Consider the following 16035-nt stretch of genomic DNA (forward strand, 5'->3'; position numbering starts at 1 on the left):
CTTAGGAGTTAGCGGCTGCCGAAGCGTGATTCCTGGCCCTGGCTGCCTTGACCCGGTCCGAGGCGTTCAGGATCAGCTTGCGAATCCGGATCGACTCGGGGGTAACTTCAACGCACTCGTCCTCGCGCGCGAATTCCAAGGATTCCTCCAAGGTCAGCACGCGGGGCGGAGTGAGGTTCTCGAAGCTATCAGAGGAGGCTGCCCGCATATTGGTCAGCTTCTTCTCACGAGTGATATTGATATCCATATCGTCGGCTCGTGAATTCTCGCCGACGATCATGCCCTCATAAACTTCCGAGGTGGGCTGCACGAAGAAGGATCCGCGCTCCTGCAAGTTGATCATTGCGAAGGGGGTTACCACTCCTGCGCGGTCCGAGATGAGCGAACCGTTGGTGCGGTACTCGATCGGTCCGGCCCATGGCTCGTAGCCCTCGGCGATGGAGGAGGCAATGCCCGCGCCGCGGGTATCGGTGAGGAACTTGGTGCGGAAGCCAATCAGACCACGAGCCGGGACGATGAATTCCATCCGGCACCAACCCGTACCGTGGTTGGCCATATTGGTCATCCGACCCTTACGCGCAGCCATCAGCTGAGTGACCGCGCCAAGATACTCTTCCGGCACATCGATGGTCATGTGTTCCATTGGTTCGTTGACCTTGCCATCGATGGTCTTGGTCACCACCTGAGGCTTGCCAACGGTGAGCTCAAAGCCTTCGCGACGCATCTGCTCCACTAGGATAGCCAGAGCCAACTCGCCACGACCCTGTACTTCCCAAGCATCCGGACGGCTGGTGGGCAGCACGCGCAAGGAGACGTTACCAATCAGTTCCTTGTCTAGGCGATCCTTGACCTGCCGGGCGGTGACCTTGGCGCCCTTGACCTTACCGGCCAGCGGCGAGGTGTTGATACCGATGGTCATCGAGATTGCAGGATCGTCAACCGTGATCAGCGGTAGCGGCTGCGGGTTGTCCAGATCGGTGAGGGTTTCACCGATGGTGATGTCCTCGATACCGGCGACGGCGACAATCTCACCGGGGCCAGCGGACTCGGCAGGCACTCGTTCAAGAGCCTTGGTAGCAAGAAGTTCGGTGATCTTAACGCTCTTCAGGGTGCCATCGTGACGAGCCCATGCGACGGTCTGACCCTTCCGTAGGGTGCCGTTGAAGATGCGCAGTAGAGCCAAGCGACCCAAGAAGGGCGAGGCATCCAAGTTGGTGACATGTGCCTGCAACACACCCTCGGGATCATAGGTAGGAGCCGGGATGTGCTCCAAGATCGCCTTGAAAAGCGGTTCCAGATTGTCGTTGTCCGGGGCGCTGCCGTTCGCGGGCTGATCGAGCGAAGCTGCCCCAACCTTGGCTGCCGCGTAAACAACGGGGACGTTCAGCACAGCATCCAGGTCTAGATCCGGAACCTCATCGGCCAGATCACTGGCCAGGCCGAGTAGCAGGTCCATCGACTCGTGCACTACTTCGTCGATGCGGGCGTCGGGGCGGTCGGTCTTATTGACCAACAAGATGACCGGCAGCTTTGCGGCAAGAGCCTTACGCAGCACGAAACGGGTCTGTGGCAGTGGGCCTTCGGAGGCATCCACCAAGAGCACGACGCCGTCCACCATGGAAAGTCCGCGCTCCACCTCGCCACCGAAGTCTGCGTGACCCGGGGTGTCGATCACATTGATCGTCACGGTCTCACCGTTCGAGGACGGTCCGTTGTAAGCAACCGTGGTGTTCTTGGCCAGAATGGTGATGCCCTTTTCGCGCTCCAGATCACCGGAGTCCATCACCCGATCCGCCACCACGCCGTGTTCGGCAAAGGAATGGGTCTGCTTCAGCATCGCGTCCACCAGGGTGGTCTTACCGTGATCGACGTGCGCCACGATGGCGACATTGCGCAGATCTGTGCGCGAGGCGGTGTTATTGGACATGCTTGAAGATCTCGTTTCCTGTTTCCAGTGGATGCGTCCGGAGCGGACTCTAGTGCAACTCAGGTAACGGCGCGACCGCGCGCCGGGCGGAGTACAGGACCATTCTAGTCGCTACTGGTGGTGAAGCCTAAAAAGGGGTCTGCGACGACGGGAATCTAGGTTCGAAGGGCATAGCGGTGCAGATTCCGGCTGCAATCCCAGGAAGGTGTGACACCCAGTAGGAGTTTGCGGCAGATCACCGCTATTTTCGTCGTTCTGCCGGATAAGTTCCTACCTGGCGGCACCGGCTACGGCTATTCGAGCGCCCCGACGCTAGCTGGATAACAGAACCCCCGTTTAGCTGCGCCGCCCAGGATGCCTCAAAACTGCCAGATCTATGTCATTACCGATAATCACATCGATCTGACCAAGTAGCCATTTTCGACTTCGATGTCTTGATTTCAATGCAATGACGTAAAGAGAAAGTCAAAAACCTGCTCTGTTGAGAATTGGTATGGCCCACCAGTTGTTTTCTAGGAGCTCTCGGAGCCTGGACAACGACCACAGCGGGGATAACGTGCAAAGTTCCGTCAGCCCTGCGCCTTTGAACGACGAGATCAGGAGGGTCACGGTCACTCTTTATTACGATGGATTCAGCGTTCCACCACCGCGTAGTTGTATGGGCGGGAAACGCTGCTAAGCAACAACATTCGACCAATCTATGCTGAAGAAGGCCCTGGGTGCTTGACTCGACCACAAATGGTTGAGCCAAGCACCCAGGGCCTTCCAGTTAGGATGCTTCGGAATGAAGCTCCAGATCGCGTCCAGGAATAGCTGCCAAGAGCTTCTTGGTGTACTCGGTCTGCGGATTCTCGAAGACCTCATCGGTGATGCCGGTCTCCACGATCCTGCCCTTCTCCATCACGCAGACGTTGTCCCCGATCTGACGAACTACCGCCAGGTCGTGAGTGATGAAGACGTAGGTCAGGCCAAGTCGAGATTGCAGATCCGCCAAGAGGTTCAGCACCTGAGCCTGCACCAGCACGTCCAAGGCGGAGACCGCCTCATCGCAAATGATAACTTCCGGCTCAAGCGCTAGCGCCCGAGCGATGGCAACGCGCTGTCGCTGACCGCCGGAAAGCTCGTTTGGAAAACGGCGCATCATGGATGCTGGTAACGCAACCTGATCCAGCAGCTCTCGCACTCTTGCTTCACGCGACTTCCGATCCCCCACCTTATGTACCCTGAGTGGTTCCTCGATGGTGCGGAAGATGTTGTACATCGGATCAAGGGAGCCGTAAGGATCTTGGAAGATCGGTTGAACCCTGCGCCGGAAGCGGAAGAGCTCCTTCCGATCGAGAGCAGTCATATTGACGCCGTCAAAAATGATGTCGCCCTTAGTGGGCTTCTCCAAATTCAAAAGCATCTTGGCCACGGTCGATTTGCCAGAGCCCGACTCCCCCACCACTGCCGTGGTAGTTCCTCGCTTCACAGCGAACGACACCTCGTCGACCGCGCTGAAGTCGACAGTGCGTCCAAGCGCCCCTTGACGCAGTTGATAGACCTTGCTGAGGTTCCGCACCTGGATAATCTCGTCGGCAGCTTTGACCTGCTCTACACTACTGGCCAAGAGATTCTCTGCTTCTTCGCCCGCTTCCTTGGCCACCTCGATACGACGAGACGCCAAAGAGGGAGCCGAAGCGACCAGTCGCTTGGTGTAGGGGTGCTGCGGGTTCTGCAAAAGCTCCAAAGCAGGACCTGATTCGACCACTTGCCCCTTGTACATCACCACGACCTTTTCGGCCCGCTCAGCAGCGAGACCTAGATCGTGAGTAATGAGAAGCACGGCGGTACCCAGTTCCTTCGTCATCTTTTCTAGATGATCCAGGATCTGACGCTGCACCGTAACGTCCAAGGCCGAGGTAGGTTCGTCAGCAATCAGCAGTCTTGGCTGGCAAGAAAGACCAATCGCAATCAGCGCTCGTTGCCTCATGCCACCGGAGAATTCATGCGGGAATTGCCCCGCCCTCCGCTCCGCATCCGGCAATCCAGCTTCAGAAAGCACTCGGGCAACGTCTGCCTTGGAAGACGGCAAACCATTCGCCTTGAGGGTCTCCTTGACTTGGAACCCAATCTTCCAGACCGGGTTCAGGTTCGACATCGGATCCTGCGGAACCATACCGATTGAGTTCCCTCGCAGAGCCACGATTCGCTTGCTTCCCGCGGTAGCCAAGTCCTCTCCGTCGAACAGGATCTGGCCGTTGGTAACCGAACCATTTCCTGCCAGCAAACCAATTGCGGCCAGGGCCGTAGTCGACTTCCCGGAACCTGATTCGCCCACGATGGCTACCGTTTGTCCGGGCATCACGGTCAAATTTGCACCCCGAACGGCTTTAGCCGGTCCGGCAGCAGTATTGAAGGTGATATCTAGATTACGGATATCCAGCAAGGGCAAGTCTTCACCCTGAGTATCCTCGACAATCTGCACTTGAGGCAGTTCCTCTGCTGAGTGACTCATTGCTTCCTCGCTTTCGGGTCCAAGGCATCCTTGACCGCATCTCCCAGCATGATGAAGCTCAGTACCGTGACAGACAGCGCCACAGCAGGGTAGATGAGCACCTCAGGGTTAGTGCGCAGCAAACTCTGCGCGTCAGAGATGTCCTTGCCCCAAGACATCATGCTGCCAGGCAGACCGATGCTCAGGAAGGACAAGGTCGCTTCCGCCACGATGAAGGTGCCAAGGCTAATCGTTGCCACCACGATGATCGGTGCTAGCGCATTGGGAATGGCGTGCTTGATCAACGAGCCGAATCTCGATACGCCCAAGGAGGTTGATGCTGTGATGAAGTCTGCGTGCTTGACCTCAATGATTGCACCACGCGTGATTCGTGCAATATTCGGCCAGCCAAAGGCCACCAGAATGAACACAACCGAAAGAATTCCAGGGTTCTCCTGGAAGTACGGCAGCTGTGCAACCACCAAGGCACCGAGGATCAGCGGCAGGGCGAAGAAAATATCACCCAAGCGCGCAATGATCGAGTCAAGCCAACCACCGAAGAAACCCGCGAGGGCTCCCAGAATACCGCCGAGCAAAACCACACCGATAGTGGAGAGGATCCCCACGGAGACGGAGGCTCTGGTGCCATAAATGACGCGTGAGTAAATATCGCAGCCCTGCTTGTTATAACCCAAGATATGCCCAGCGCTCGGACCTTCCAAGGAATGGCTGAGATCACATGCTGTGAACGAAGTGGGATCAAGCGGCGAGAATAGCTGTGGGAACAGCGATACCAAAGCAATCAGGAGAATCAGGAACGCGGAAATAAGAAACAGCGGCTTCTTACGAAGGCTGTGCCAAGCATCCGTCCAGAGGCTCGCCGGAGCTGTATCACTGATGGTGCTGTCTACTGCCTGCAGTGGAGTTTCCTCCAAAGGGGCAACGAAGTGCTCTATTTCTCTTTTTTTACTTGACATAGCGAATCCTTGGGTCGAGCCAGGCGTAGAGCAGATCGACGAGGAGGTTGGCGACCACGAAGACCAGTACTAAAACACTGACGATGGCCACCACGGTTGCCCCTTCGCCACGGATCACAGATTGATAAAGCTTATTTCCCACACCAGGGACGTTAAAAATGCCCTCGGTGACAATGGCTCCGCCCATCAGGTTGCCAAGATCGGCACCGATAAACGTGACGACCGGGATCAATGAGTTACGCAGAATATGCACGGTGATGACACGACGTCGACTCAAGCCCTTCGCCGTGGCTGTCCGGACAAAGTCCGCAGATTTTCCTTCCGCGACAGAACCTCTGGTAAGCCTCAGAATGTAGGCGAAGGAACCAGCGGCCAACACGATGGCTGGCAAGATCAAGCTGTTGAAATCGACGGTTGATCCCACTGTGGGTCTTGCCCAGCCCAATTTTAGACCGATAACAAGCTGCAACACGAAGCCGATAACGAAGGTGGGAACAGCGATGACCAGCATCGAAGCGACCAACGCGGTGGCATCAAAGAGCTTTCCTTTTCGTAGTCCCGAAAAAAGGCCGACGACAATACCGAAGACAGACTCAATTACCAGAGCCATTACGGCGAGTTGTGCGGTCACCGGATAGATCGAAGCCAAGATGTCCGCAATGGGACGTCCGGTGAAGTCCGGGCCGAGATTAAAAGTGAAGAGATTCTTCAAGAAGAGCAGATACTGGATGATGAAGGGCTTATCCAGGTTATATTGCGCGCGGAGCTCGTTGATGATTGCCGGGCTAGGCTGACGTTCGCCAAAGAGGGCGCGAATGGGGTCACCGGGGATGGCGAAAACCATGAAGTACACCAGCAGGGTGGCGCCAATGAAAACTGGGATGATCTGCAGCAGTCGCCGCAGGAGATAGTTAAGCACTAGCCAAGCACCCCCCTTGCGCTAGTTTCGTTTCTTTGCATTTTATGTCGATTCTGTAGCAATCACGCTGATGGGGCCCGGCTATTGACCGGGCCCCATCGCATGATACTTCCGGGTTGTTAAAGGCTAGCTCTTGACGATGTTGTAATACAGGATCACACCGCGCCAGTCAGTATCGACGTTGCTAACGTTCGTGCTCCAGCCAACCTGCACGGCGTTGTTCCACAGTGGCAGATTGGGTAGGTCCTGGAACAGGATCGCCTGGGCCTCGTTGAACTTCTTGGCGCCATCTTCAACGGTCTTGGCACCAAGGCCTTCCTGCAGCAGCTTGTCGAACTCAGGGTTCGAGTAGCCCTCGTAGTTCGAGGAAGCACCGGTAGCGAGCACCGGTCCGAGGAAGTTGTACAGCGACGGGTAGTCAGCCTGCCAGCCAGCACGAACCAAACCTGTCAGCTTCTTGGAAATACGATCATCGAGCATCGTAGCGAACTTCGGGTAAGCCTTGCCCTCAGCGTTGATCTTCAAGTTGGTCTTCAACTGATTCGCAACGGCGTCCACCCACTCCTTATTGCCACCATCGGTGTTGTAGGCAATGGTGAGCGGCTTGGAGTTGTCCCACGGCTTGATCTTGTCGGCCTGGGCCCACAGATCGGCAGCCTTGGCAGCATCAAACTTGAGTACATCGGAGCCTGCGATGTTTGCATCGAAGCCATCAAGAACCGGAGCGGTGAATTCCTTCGCCGGGATACGAGTGCCGTTGAAGATCACCTTGGTGATCTGCTCGCGGTCGATAGCCATCGAGATGGCCTGACGACGCAGCTTGCCTTCTTCACCCTTGAAAGCATCCAAGTAAACCGGGATGTTCAAGGTTGAGTCACCGGCATAGGACTTGTTCAAGTTGTGGTCCGGCAGATCCGTGGTGTAGGTCTGCAGCGCATTGCTGGGAATCACATCCGTGACATCCAAAGTTCCACCCTGGACATCGGTGTACGCCGGGCCCGGATCGGTGTAGAAGGTGAAGGTAATCCCACCGTTCTTAGCCTCACGAGGACCCGTGTAGTCCGAGTTCTTCACCAGCGAAACCGACTTATCATGCTGCCAGCCGTCTGTACCCATCTTGTACGGGCCATTGCCAACCGGCTTCTGACCGTAGGTCTTCGGATCCTTAATGGCAGCCGAAGGGATCGGGTAGAAAGCCGAGTAGCCTAGGCGCAACGGGAAGTCAGACTCCGGCTGAGACAGCTTTACGGTGAAGGTCGAATCATCCACAACTTTCAGGCCGCTCATGGTCTGGGCCTTAGGGGCGGGCTTGGCGCTATCGCCGGAGCCTGTTGTGGCGCTAACGTCGGCATAGCCTTCGATCGATTGAAAGAAGGAGCCGTTGGACTGCAGGTTAGTGCTCAGAGCGGCAAAGTTCCAACTGTCCACGAAGGTCTTAGCGGTGATCGCCTCACCATTGGTGAACTTGGTACCGGTCTTGATCTTGATGGTGTAGTTCTGCGAGTCGGAGGTATCGATCGACTCAGCAAGTTCATTCACCGGCTTGCCGTTTGCATCGTAGCTGCGCAAGCCCTGGAAGAGCATGTCAACGATACGACCACCGAAAACTTCATTGGTATCGGCTGGCATCAGCGGCTTCTGCGGCTCGTTGCCGTAGGCCGTGATAATGGCATTCGGGTTGCCCGAAGCGCTTGAACCGGTGGATGTGGTTCCCCCACCACCGCCACACGCGGTCAGGGCGAGAGCAGCGATAGCCGCAATGCCAATTGCTTTGGAAGTGCGCGAGAAACGCATTCCGCCTCCTTGATTGTTGTGCGAGGTGCCCGGGATCGGCCCCGGCAATATTCTTGCGTGCGAAGGTGACGCACGCAACAAACACTGGGTACAGACTAATACCAGTGGCACTGCAACGGTAATTCTGCGGGGTTTCGTTAGCGAAAAGTTAGCTAGCAGCATCGGATCTGACAGCATAGGAGCATGCCTGCAGAGACTTTCCGGCCCCGCAATAGCAAGACAATGTCCGTTCTGCTCTATGCCCTGGCGGTTCTGGGCCTGATCGCTGCTCTACTGGGAGGGCTGAGCTTACGTGATGTGCTGCTGAGCTTGCCGGTGCTGGCTCTGGTCGGTTACTGCGGCTACTGGCTCTTCTGGTTCCCCAAGGTTCAGTTCGACGACGAATCGGTCACCTTGGTCAACCCGGTACGCACCGTGACCATCCCCTGGCCTGCTTTGAAGAGCATTGAAACCAGGTTCGCACTCACTCTTCTAACTGGCGACGGAAAGTACGGAGCTTGGGCCGCTCCTGCCCCCAGCGCCAGCAGCCGGAAGGATTCGGAAACCGAAGTGGTCAAGGCAGTCCGGGAGCGCTGGAAACGGAACCTCAGCGCGGATGCCGGAACCACAGAATCAGCTACCGTGCGCATTAACTGGCTCCAGTTAGCCATCCTGCTCGGCCTGCTCGCCGTCGTCGTTATTTGCCTACTGACCGTGCGTTAGGCTCAGCCCGCCCGCGAGACCCAATCCCAAACATTCCACCAGGCGCCCAGTTGGGTGGGGTTGTACCTAATCCCGGTCACCTTGCTGCCGTAAGCATCCAGGCCGATCCATTGAAACAGCGGCAATCCGTAAGCCGCGTCCCAAATCAGGGTGTCAATCTGCACCTTGAGTTCGGCCTGCTTCCCGGAGTCAGAGGTGGTAATCAGCTCCTTCATCAGGCTGTCTACCTTGGGATCACTGAAGTCGTTGAAGTTAGTGGCTCCCCCGGTTTTGAAGATCTGCGGGACATCGCTGACTCCAATGCCCTGATTGCTCCAACCGAAGATAGCGGCATCATAAGAACTGCCACCCAAAGACTTCGACCAGTCATCGCCTGCTGGGCTGGCGTCGACGATGCGGAAGCCAGCCTTAGCTGCGGAGCTTGCAATCAGCTTGAAAATATCCTGCCTGCTCGGGTTGTTTCGATCGAACAGGATGCGCACTTCGGGAGTGGCACCCTTCAGCAACGCTTTAGCCCCCTCGATGTCTGGAGCCGCGAACTCGGTGGAGCCATTGGCTTTGACAGCATCCGCGTATTTGGATTGCGCAGGGACAAAGAGCTGGGAGTCCAGCGGTTTGGCGTCCGGGTTGAGTTGCTTGATGATCTTGTTCACGATGTCCTGGCGAGGAACCGTCTTCAAGAAGGCCAAGCGGACGTTCTTATCCGCGAAAACGCCGGAGAAGTCGAGGTCCAGATGCTCGTAGGAAAGTTGCTCTCCGGTCTCCATGGAGACACCTTTACCGGCCAGAGACTGAATCTGGTTGATCGCATTGGCAGAGGCCGCCGGCACGATAATGTCCGCGCTGCCGTCCTTGAGAGCGCTGATCTGAGTGGAGGCGTCGGGGAGATAACTGACATTGATTTGGTCCAGATGTGCTTCCGGTCCCCAGTTGTAATCGCGGTTCCGGACCAGGGTCATCGACTTTCCGGGCTCAATGCTCTTCACCACGTAGGGGCCATTGGAGAGCAAAAGCGAAGGATCGGTGGGCATGCTCTGAGTGTCAAAGCCTGTATTCCAGAAATCGGAGACTTTTTTCAACTCAACATTCGGCGTGACCGGAGCCTTGGGATTTCCTCTAGGCAAGCTCTTGAACAACGCAGTCAGCGCGGCGGCGTCCTTGAGTCCGGACTTCTGCGCCAGCACATGTGCCGGGGTGGTAATAGTGGGGAAACCTAAAGCAATTTCCCAATCGGCAACCGGCTGGGAATACTTCACCGTGATGCTCCGGCCGTCCGAGGACACATCCGGAAAATCCGATAGCGCCAGCACGCTGGTATCCCTCGCGAAGGCGAAATAGGTGGTCCCTTTCGCCCCGCTACTGTCATTGAAGTAGCCCGAACTAATCACCCAAGCCAGGATCAGATCATTGGCGTCCACAGGGGCGTCATCGGACCATTTCACCGCGCTATTGACGGTGTATTTGACCGTCAGCGGCGAATCCGAAACCTTTTCGACTTTGCCGAACTTATCGTTGTGGACAATATTCAGGCTGTCGTCGAGATACCCGAAGCCGGAATGGGTGGCATAGGAAATCTTGGAATTGATGTCTATATTGCCGTGCGCAGTATCCGGATTGAAGCTGGTGAAACTATTGGCTTCGGCAACGGTCGCGGTGCCGCCTTGTAATTGGCTCGCAGCGTTGCTGGCCTGCTGGTCCGAGGTGGCGTCGCAGGCGGTGAGCACGAGCGCGGCTACGACGATTGCGCCAAGGATCTTGGCGATGTGTCCGAACCGCACTCTGGCTTTTGGCCTGGGTGCAGCAACGAGATCCGGGGATACTGTGGGCATGGATGAAGTTTAGCCCTGATCGCGGAGAACCGACTCTGCTGTTATGACTCAGGCTTCGTCATCGAGCATGGTGTTGTGGTTCTCAGGCTAATGCTCGCCCTTGATCACGAAGAAAGATCCACGGATGACGCCGGCCAGCTTAGATTTCTGTCGAGCGAACTTGAAGCGTGGCGCCAGTTCCGCCGGAACCTCCATGCCCTCGGAGAGCTTGAAACCTACCGCTCGCTTCTGTCCGTCTTCGAGGGTGTACATCACGTTGATTGATAGCCCAGATTCGTAGAACACATAGGCCATCCGGATGCCCTCAACTTCGAAACCCGTGACCTCTAAGGGTCGGGATTCGATCACGATGTCCCGCTCATCCTTGAGGATACGAGTGATCCACTCAAGTACCTCGGGAGCCTCGTTTGCTGGTGTGACAGTGAAGACGTGGTCGTACTTATTCTTGAAGTAGCGGGCCTCGTTGGCGCGCAGCCCAGCCAAGGCATCGGCCACCGGAGACGACTCCAGACCGACGGTTGAAACGTTTACGAAGTCGACGACGTATGGCATGGGTTCTCCTGATCGGTACTGATGTAATAATGCTAGCGTTCGAAGCGGGTTAGAGGTTGGAGGGGACCTCGGTGTGAACGCTACAGTATTGCTCTGTTTACCAATGATCGTGCCGCCCGCTCCGCGCGAGCGAGTTTGACTTCGCTGATGGGGTCGTATCCGTAACCGGCCCGAGTTTTCATTCCAAGCAGGACGCCAAGCGAGTTGGAAGCCTGTTTGTCTACCGAGGCGAGCAATGCGACCGCGTCCTGATGGTCTTGGCCTTTGGCATGCTTCCCTAGTGCGCCGGCACAGATTGCATCTGCCGCAGCGATTCCGGCGTGAACGTACAAGGTCACGCAAGCATCAGCAACATCCTCTCCGTCGGAGAGCTCCCGGGCATCATCTGCCACCTGCAAGAATTGCTTAGCTTTGGCCAGTCGGCCTTGCTGGATCGCCTTGCCTGCGGTGACAGTTCTGGAGTTGGCATTCTTAGGGGTCATGCGCGGGCCTTATCTCTTCGGAGCTGTTTACGAAGCCAAGCCGGGTCTCCTGCGATGTCAATGCCATCCTCAAGGACCGAGGTGAAGATACTCGCTGGTTGCACTTCTGCCATTCGATAAACGAGTGGCCGCACGTCGTTACCCGTCCACAGCGTCGTTTGGGCAGCAAGGCGACCCACTAAGTCTTCTACAGCATCCTCTGTCGCCGAGTCGGGCATGACGATGAAGAGGTCAATGTCGCTGTCAGTGCGCATCTCATTACGGGCCGCGGAACCAAAGATCTTGACCGTGAGCGGCTGAATCCGCCATTCGGAGATGACCTGGGTCATTCTGGATAGCAGAGTGCTCTTCACGTTGGCTATCTGCAAAATCACCGTCGCCAGCAAATGGTCCAGGTTCAGCGAGTAGGCATAGCTTCTACCCGTGACTCGTTCCAGCACTGTGCCTTGTTCCACCAGCCTAGCCACGGACTTGCGTACGCCTTGAGGCGAGCCTTCCTCGGGTAGTAGCTGGTGGATCTGGTGAACTGAGAGGTACTGCTCGGTTCGCGCTAGCACCGTGAGTACTTGCGAATCGAGGCCGGTAGTACTGACTGTCGCAAACGGATTTTGTAGGCGCATGCTAACTCCTCTCGGCGCTCCGATACACGGACAGTTTTACACAAAAGTAGACGAGTGTCTACAAAAGTAGACGAATGGGCATGGCCGGTAAACAGCTAAACGGACCTATCCAGCCGACCACAGCAACGTCCTGTCGGAACGTCGCTAAGGCGGATCTGATTCATGCCCTAAGCCACTCGCGAATTGCATACTGAAGTGGAAAATCTCAGCTCGCATACCCACCCCGACATCACGCATCGCTTTGTCCCACTGACCGGCCAGAATCAAGACTTACCGCGTGTACCGGCATCAACGATCAATCGACGGGAAAGGAAGTTACGCCCTTACTGCGATGAACCCTGGCATCTTTGAGATAAAGCGTCCGGAGAGTCGGCTAGATGTCCGGCAATTTCGAAGTAGAACCGTGTTACCTTCAAGGCACTATTCACCTCCGAGGAGTGCAGATGGAATTCAGCGAACGCCTTCGGGCACTTGGTACAAAAATCAGTAATCAAGCAGAGGCAATCGGGACGGAGGAAGCGACAAAGAATGCGTTCGTCATGCCCTTCATTTCATCGATTCTCGGCTATGATGTCTTTGATCCCATCGAAGTCGTGCCGGAGTTCACCGCCGATGTTGGCACGAAACGTGGCGAGAAAATTGACTACGCTGTCATGCGTGACAGCGAGGTACAGATCCTTATCGAGTGCAAAACATCTAGATCGGCACTCACCTTAGAGAATGCTTCGCAGCTGTATCGATACTTCGGGGTCACCAACGCCAGAATCGCAGCACTTACAAACGGAATCATCTGGCAGTTCTACACCGATCTTGACTCGCCGAATCGAATGGACTCAAAACCATTCCTCGTTCTTGACCTCAGTGACATCGACGATGTGCTAATTCCCGAAATCCAAAAGCTCAGCAAGGACGACTTCAACCTGGAGTCGATCATCAGCACTGCGGAAGAATTGAAGTATGTAGGCGCACTCAAACGAGAGATCGCAGCGCAGTTCCGAGAGCCCAGTGACGAGTTCGTGCGTTTTGTTGCGACTCGAGTTTACGATGGCTCGTTCACCCAACGCGTTCGTGAGCAGTTCTCTGTGCTCGTTGCGAAAGCCGCAAAACAGTTCCTGACGGACCAGGTGAATGACCGGCTGAAAACGGCACTTGGCGCCGGGACCCCGGTGCCGCTCAGCCAAACGCAGTCAGACGCTTCCGTTGATAGTGGAAGCGTGGCGGAACACGATCTCGATCGAGATACTGAGATCGAAACAACCCTTGAAGAGCTTGAGGGATACCAGATTGTGAAAGCAATTGCCTGTGCCGAGGTCAAACCTCAGCGGGTGACCCACCGAGACTCGAAGAGTTATTTCGCAGTCCTCCTGGACGATAACAACAGGAAGCCGATTGCTCGTCTTCATTTCAATTCTGCACGCCAGAAGTACCTTGGACTCTTGGACGAAGACAAGAACGAGACGAGACACGCCGTTGATTCACTCGAAGAGATCTACAACTTTGCTGAGAACATTCGAGAGGCAGTACGCCGCTACCAGTAATACTTTCCTGCCAAATTAGAGCTCGCTCGTGTTCCATGCACGGCATGCTAGGTTCCAGCGCAGCGCCTATCTGGAAGCTGAATCAGCGGGTGGTTGGGCTATCGATAGCCCAAAGAGGTCATTGGCATCGGATTCAGTAAAGCGGCGGAACTTCAGTAGTTCGACATCCAAGGTCGGGGTCAGCAGAGCCGCGGTGTCACCTTGCAAGAAAATGGAAGCGGCGGGCTGCAACATCAACGTCATCTCGTTCTGACTGCGGAGCGCTCACATCTGAAAGAACAACCCGGCCGAGATGTAATGTGAGGAAATGAGAAGAAGTGAGCGACTCGCCGACCAGTTGGACCGGCACTGGCACAAGAACCTGCGGCCGCGGCTACACGGTCTTGCTGACGAAGAGTACTTCTGGGAGCCGGTGCGCGACTGCTGGAGCATCCGCCCACCTGGAACGCCAACCGTCTCGATGCCGCCAAGTTCTGAGAGATGGACGATGGACTTCGCGTCCCCCGCTCCGGTGCCTGCCCCGGTGACCACGATTGCCTGGCGGCTGGCCCACATCATCGTCTCTTGCCTTGGATACCGGGTCGGATGGCACTTTGGCGGCCAAGAGGTGGACTCCCAGACATTCGCCTACGCGGGGAGCGCTGACGAGGCGTTGGAACAGCTCGATGAGATGTATGGGAGATGGAATGCTGGGGTCCGCGAGCTCTCGGACACTGATCTGGAGAATCCGCCCGCGGTGGGTCCCGAACATTTCCCTATGGAGGGCATCGTCCTACATGTCAATAGGGAACTGATCCATCACGGCGCTGAGATTTCGCTGCTGCGCGACCTCTACCGCTGGCAGGACGGAGCCGTACTGCACCGAATCTGACTTTCCGGTAACCGGCGATCGAGAGAGGCACCGGTGCCGCCCAGCTGCCAGCGGCTTCTGTCAAGGTTCGCCGGGGTAAACATGGGCGGCAGGTCGGTCGCACAGGCGGGATCGACGGACAGCAAGACCGCCCAATCTGCTCCACGGCTAGGAACGCCTTTCACCAGCCGAACTAGACGTTAAACCTGAACTCCACCACATCGCCGTCAGCCATCACGTAGTCCTTACCTTCAATCCGGACCTTGCCACGAGATTTAGCCTCAGCCATCGAGCCCGCCTCAATGAGATCGTTGAAGTGCACCACTTCGGCCTTGATGAACCCGCGCTGGAAATCGGTGTGAATCACCCCAGCGGCAGCGGGTGCGGTGTCGCCTTGCCGGATGGTCCAGGCCCGCGCTTCCTTGGGGCCAGCGGTCAAATAAGTTTGCAGACCCAAGGTGTGGAACCCGACCCGGGCCAGTTGATCCAGACCGGATTCCTCCTGGCCGTTCATTTCCAGCATCTCGCGAGCTTCCTCCTCGGAGAGCTCCACCAGGTCGGCCTCCAGTTTGGCATCCAGGAAGATCGCATCGGCGGGCGCCACCAAAGCCCGCAACTCGGCTTGACGCTCGGGGCTGCCCAGCACAGCATCATCGACGTTGAAAACGTAGATGAACGGCTTGGCGGTGAGCAGGCTGAGTTCCTTCAGATAGCCGAGCTCCAGTTTGTCGCTCGCAATCGAGGAGAATATCGTGTCACCACGCTCCAAAACCGCCTGAGCAGCCTGCACAGCAGTAAGTTCCGCGGCCTCCTTCTGCTTGAGCTTGACCGCCTTCTCCAGCCTCGGCAGCGCCTTTTCGACAGTCTGCAGATCGGCCAAGATCAGCTCAGTATTGATGGTTTCCATATCCGAGCTGGGATCGACCTTGCCGTCCACGTGAACCACATCCGGATCATCAAAGACCCTAATAACCTGGGCAATCGCCTCGGCCTCGCGAATATTGGCCAGAAACTTGTTCCCCAGACCTTCGCCCTCGCTCGCTCCCTTGACGATGCCCGCAATGTCTACGAAGGAAACCATCGCAGGCAGGATCCGTGCGGAGCCGAAGACCTCGGCTAACTGATTGAGCCGCGGGTCCGGCAGGTTCACCACCCCGACATTGGGCTCGATGGTCGCGAAGGGATAGTTCGCTGCGAGCACGTTATTGCGGGTGAGCGCATTGAAAAGAGTTGATTTGCCGACGTTGGGCAGTCCGACGATGCCAATAGTAAGAGCCACGGAACCTAAGTTTAGCGGCAGTTTGGAAGCCGGGATGCGTTAGCGGCAGAGTCCCGCCAGTAAGGAACCAAGCCATCTTGTCGGTACCGC

Annotated in this window: 14 protein-coding genes; 3 read left to right on the forward strand and 11 right to left on the reverse strand. The window is 56.5% G+C overall.

Annotation, left to right across the window (positions count from 1 at the left end; genetic code table 11):
• Position 1 precedes the first annotated feature (1 nt).
• The 5 genes from typA to FHU41_RS06535 all read right to left on the reverse strand — a co-directional run bounded on the left by typA (position 2) and on the right by FHU41_RS06535 (position 8093).
• On the reverse strand, positions 2-1927 hold the full coding sequence (typA, locus tag FHU41_RS06515) for a translational GTPase TypA (protein WP_179388769.1): 1926 nt from the start codon (positions 1925-1927) through the stop codon (positions 2-4).
• Between the two features lie 769 nt (positions 1928-2696).
• Entirely contained in the window at positions 2697-4424 is a 1728-nt protein-coding gene (locus FHU41_RS06520; RefSeq protein ID WP_179388770.1) for a dipeptide ABC transporter ATP-binding protein, read from the reverse strand.
• The gene (locus tag FHU41_RS06525) at positions 4421-5380 is read right to left on the reverse strand and encodes an ABC transporter permease (RefSeq protein ID WP_179388771.1); all 960 of its coding nucleotides are present in this window, start codon (positions 5378-5380) and stop codon (positions 4421-4423) included. The genes FHU41_RS06520 and FHU41_RS06525 overlap by 4 nt, the downstream gene beginning before the upstream one ends.
• Positions 5370-6299, reverse strand: a complete 930-nt coding sequence (locus tag FHU41_RS06530) for an ABC transporter permease subunit (RefSeq protein ID WP_179388772.1) — start codon at positions 6297-6299, stop codon at positions 5370-5372. The genes FHU41_RS06525 and FHU41_RS06530 overlap by 11 nt, the downstream gene beginning before the upstream one ends.
• Positions 6300-6425: 126 nt before the next feature.
• Positions 6426-8093 (reverse strand): peptide ABC transporter substrate-binding protein, encoded by a 1668-nt coding sequence (locus FHU41_RS06535; RefSeq protein ID WP_179388773.1) that lies wholly within the window; start codon positions 8091-8093, stop codon positions 6426-6428.
• 183 nt (positions 8094-8276) lie between these two features.
• On the opposite strand from FHU41_RS06535, the gene FHU41_RS06540 reads away from it, so the two are divergent.
• On the forward strand, positions 8277-8795 hold the full coding sequence (locus FHU41_RS06540) for a PH domain-containing protein (protein WP_179388774.1): 519 nt from the start codon (positions 8277-8279) through the stop codon (positions 8793-8795).
• Between the two features lie 2 nt (positions 8796-8797).
• Here FHU41_RS06540 and FHU41_RS06545 read toward each other — a convergent pair whose 3' ends face one another.
• From FHU41_RS06545 to FHU41_RS06560, 4 genes are all read right to left on the reverse strand, one after another.
• Positions 8798-10624 carry an ABC transporter family substrate-binding protein gene (locus FHU41_RS06545; RefSeq protein ID WP_218846964.1) on the reverse strand — a complete coding sequence of 609 codons (1827 nt, stop codon included), beginning with the start codon at positions 10622-10624 and terminating at the stop codon, positions 8798-8800.
• Positions 10625-10711: 87 nt separating this feature from the next.
• On the reverse strand, positions 10712-11176 hold the full coding sequence (locus tag FHU41_RS06550; RefSeq protein WP_179388775.1) for a phage tail protein: 465 nt from the start codon (positions 11174-11176) through the stop codon (positions 10712-10714).
• 80 nt (positions 11177-11256) lie between these two features.
• Positions 11257-11658: a hypothetical protein gene (locus FHU41_RS06555; protein WP_179388776.1), complete on the reverse strand. Its 402-nt coding sequence runs from the start codon at positions 11656-11658 to the stop codon at positions 11257-11259.
• Positions 11655-12278, reverse strand: coding sequence for a nucleotidyltransferase domain-containing protein (locus tag FHU41_RS06560; RefSeq protein WP_179388777.1), 624 nt, complete (start codon positions 12276-12278; stop codon positions 11655-11657). Before FHU41_RS06560 ends, FHU41_RS06555 begins: the two co-directional genes overlap by 4 nt.
• Positions 12279-12721: 443 nt before the next feature.
• Between FHU41_RS06560 and FHU41_RS06565 the strand changes: the two genes are divergently transcribed.
• A complete protein-coding gene (locus FHU41_RS06565; RefSeq protein WP_179388778.1) occupies positions 12722-13816 on the forward strand; it encodes a type I restriction enzyme HsdR N-terminal domain-containing protein in 1095 nt (364 codons plus the stop codon).
• 66 nt (positions 13817-13882) lie between these two features.
• Here FHU41_RS06565 and FHU41_RS06570 read toward each other — a convergent pair whose 3' ends face one another.
• Positions 13883-14059 carry a hypothetical protein gene (locus FHU41_RS06570; RefSeq protein WP_179388779.1) on the reverse strand — a complete coding sequence of 59 codons (177 nt, stop codon included), beginning with the start codon at positions 14057-14059 and terminating at the stop codon, positions 13883-13885.
• Positions 14060-14123: 64 nt separating this feature from the next.
• Here FHU41_RS06570 and FHU41_RS06575 point away from each other — a divergent pair, with 64 nt between their 5' ends.
• Complete coding sequence (locus FHU41_RS06575; protein WP_179388780.1) at positions 14124-14687, forward strand: DinB family protein; 564 nt, start codon at positions 14124-14126, stop codon at positions 14685-14687.
• Positions 14688-14859: 172 nt separating this feature from the next.
• On the opposite strand, the gene ychF is transcribed toward FHU41_RS06575, so the two are convergent.
• A complete protein-coding gene (gene ychF, locus FHU41_RS06580; RefSeq protein ID WP_179388781.1) occupies positions 14860-15945 on the reverse strand; it encodes a redox-regulated ATPase YchF in 1086 nt (361 codons plus the stop codon).
• Positions 15946-16035: the final 90 nt, after the last annotated feature.

Origin of the sequence: Psychromicrobium silvestre, from assembly GCF_013408295.1 — a bacterium.
Taxonomy (GTDB): Bacteria; Actinomycetota; Actinomycetes; order Actinomycetales; family Micrococcaceae; genus Renibacterium; species Renibacterium silvestre.

Excerpts from the sequence above, each read along its gene's own strand:
- FHU41_RS06560 (WP_179388777.1), bottom strand. The coding sequence starts at position 12,278 with ATGCGCCTACAAAATCCGTTTGCGACAGTCAGTACTACCGGCCTCGAT.
- FHU41_RS06540 (WP_179388774.1), top strand. The coding sequence starts at position 8,277 with ATGCCTGCAGAGACTTTCCGGCCCCGCAATAGCAAGACAATGTCCGTT.
- FHU41_RS06555 (WP_179388776.1), bottom strand. The coding sequence starts at position 11,658 with ATGACCCCTAAGAATGCCAACTCCAGAACTGTCACCGCAGGCAAGGCG.
- FHU41_RS06545 (WP_218846964.1), bottom strand. The coding sequence starts at position 10,624 with ATGCCCACAGTATCCCCGGATCTCGTTGCTGCACCCAGGCCAAAAGCC.
- FHU41_RS06520 (WP_179388770.1), bottom strand. The coding sequence starts at position 4,424 with ATGAGTCACTCAGCAGAGGAACTGCCTCAAGTGCAGATTGTCGAGGAT.
- FHU41_RS06565 (WP_179388778.1), top strand. The coding sequence starts at position 12,722 with ATGGAATTCAGCGAACGCCTTCGGGCACTTGGTACAAAAATCAGTAAT.
- typA (WP_179388769.1), bottom strand. The coding sequence starts at position 1,927 with ATGTCCAATAACACCGCCTCGCGCACAGATCTGCGCAATGTCGCCATC.
- FHU41_RS06525 (WP_179388771.1), bottom strand. The coding sequence starts at position 5,380 with ATGTCAAGTAAAAAAAGAGAAATAGAGCACTTCGTTGCCCCTTTGGAG.
- FHU41_RS06575 (WP_179388780.1), top strand. The coding sequence starts at position 14,124 with ATGAGAAGAAGTGAGCGACTCGCCGACCAGTTGGACCGGCACTGGCAC.
- FHU41_RS06570 (WP_179388779.1), bottom strand. The coding sequence starts at position 14,059 with ATGACGTTGATGTTGCAGCCCGCCGCTTCCATTTTCTTGCAAGGTGAC.
- FHU41_RS06550 (WP_179388775.1), bottom strand. The coding sequence starts at position 11,176 with ATGCCATACGTCGTCGACTTCGTAAACGTTTCAACCGTCGGTCTGGAG.
- FHU41_RS06535 (WP_179388773.1), bottom strand. The coding sequence starts at position 8,093 with ATGCGTTTCTCGCGCACTTCCAAAGCAATTGGCATTGCGGCTATCGCT.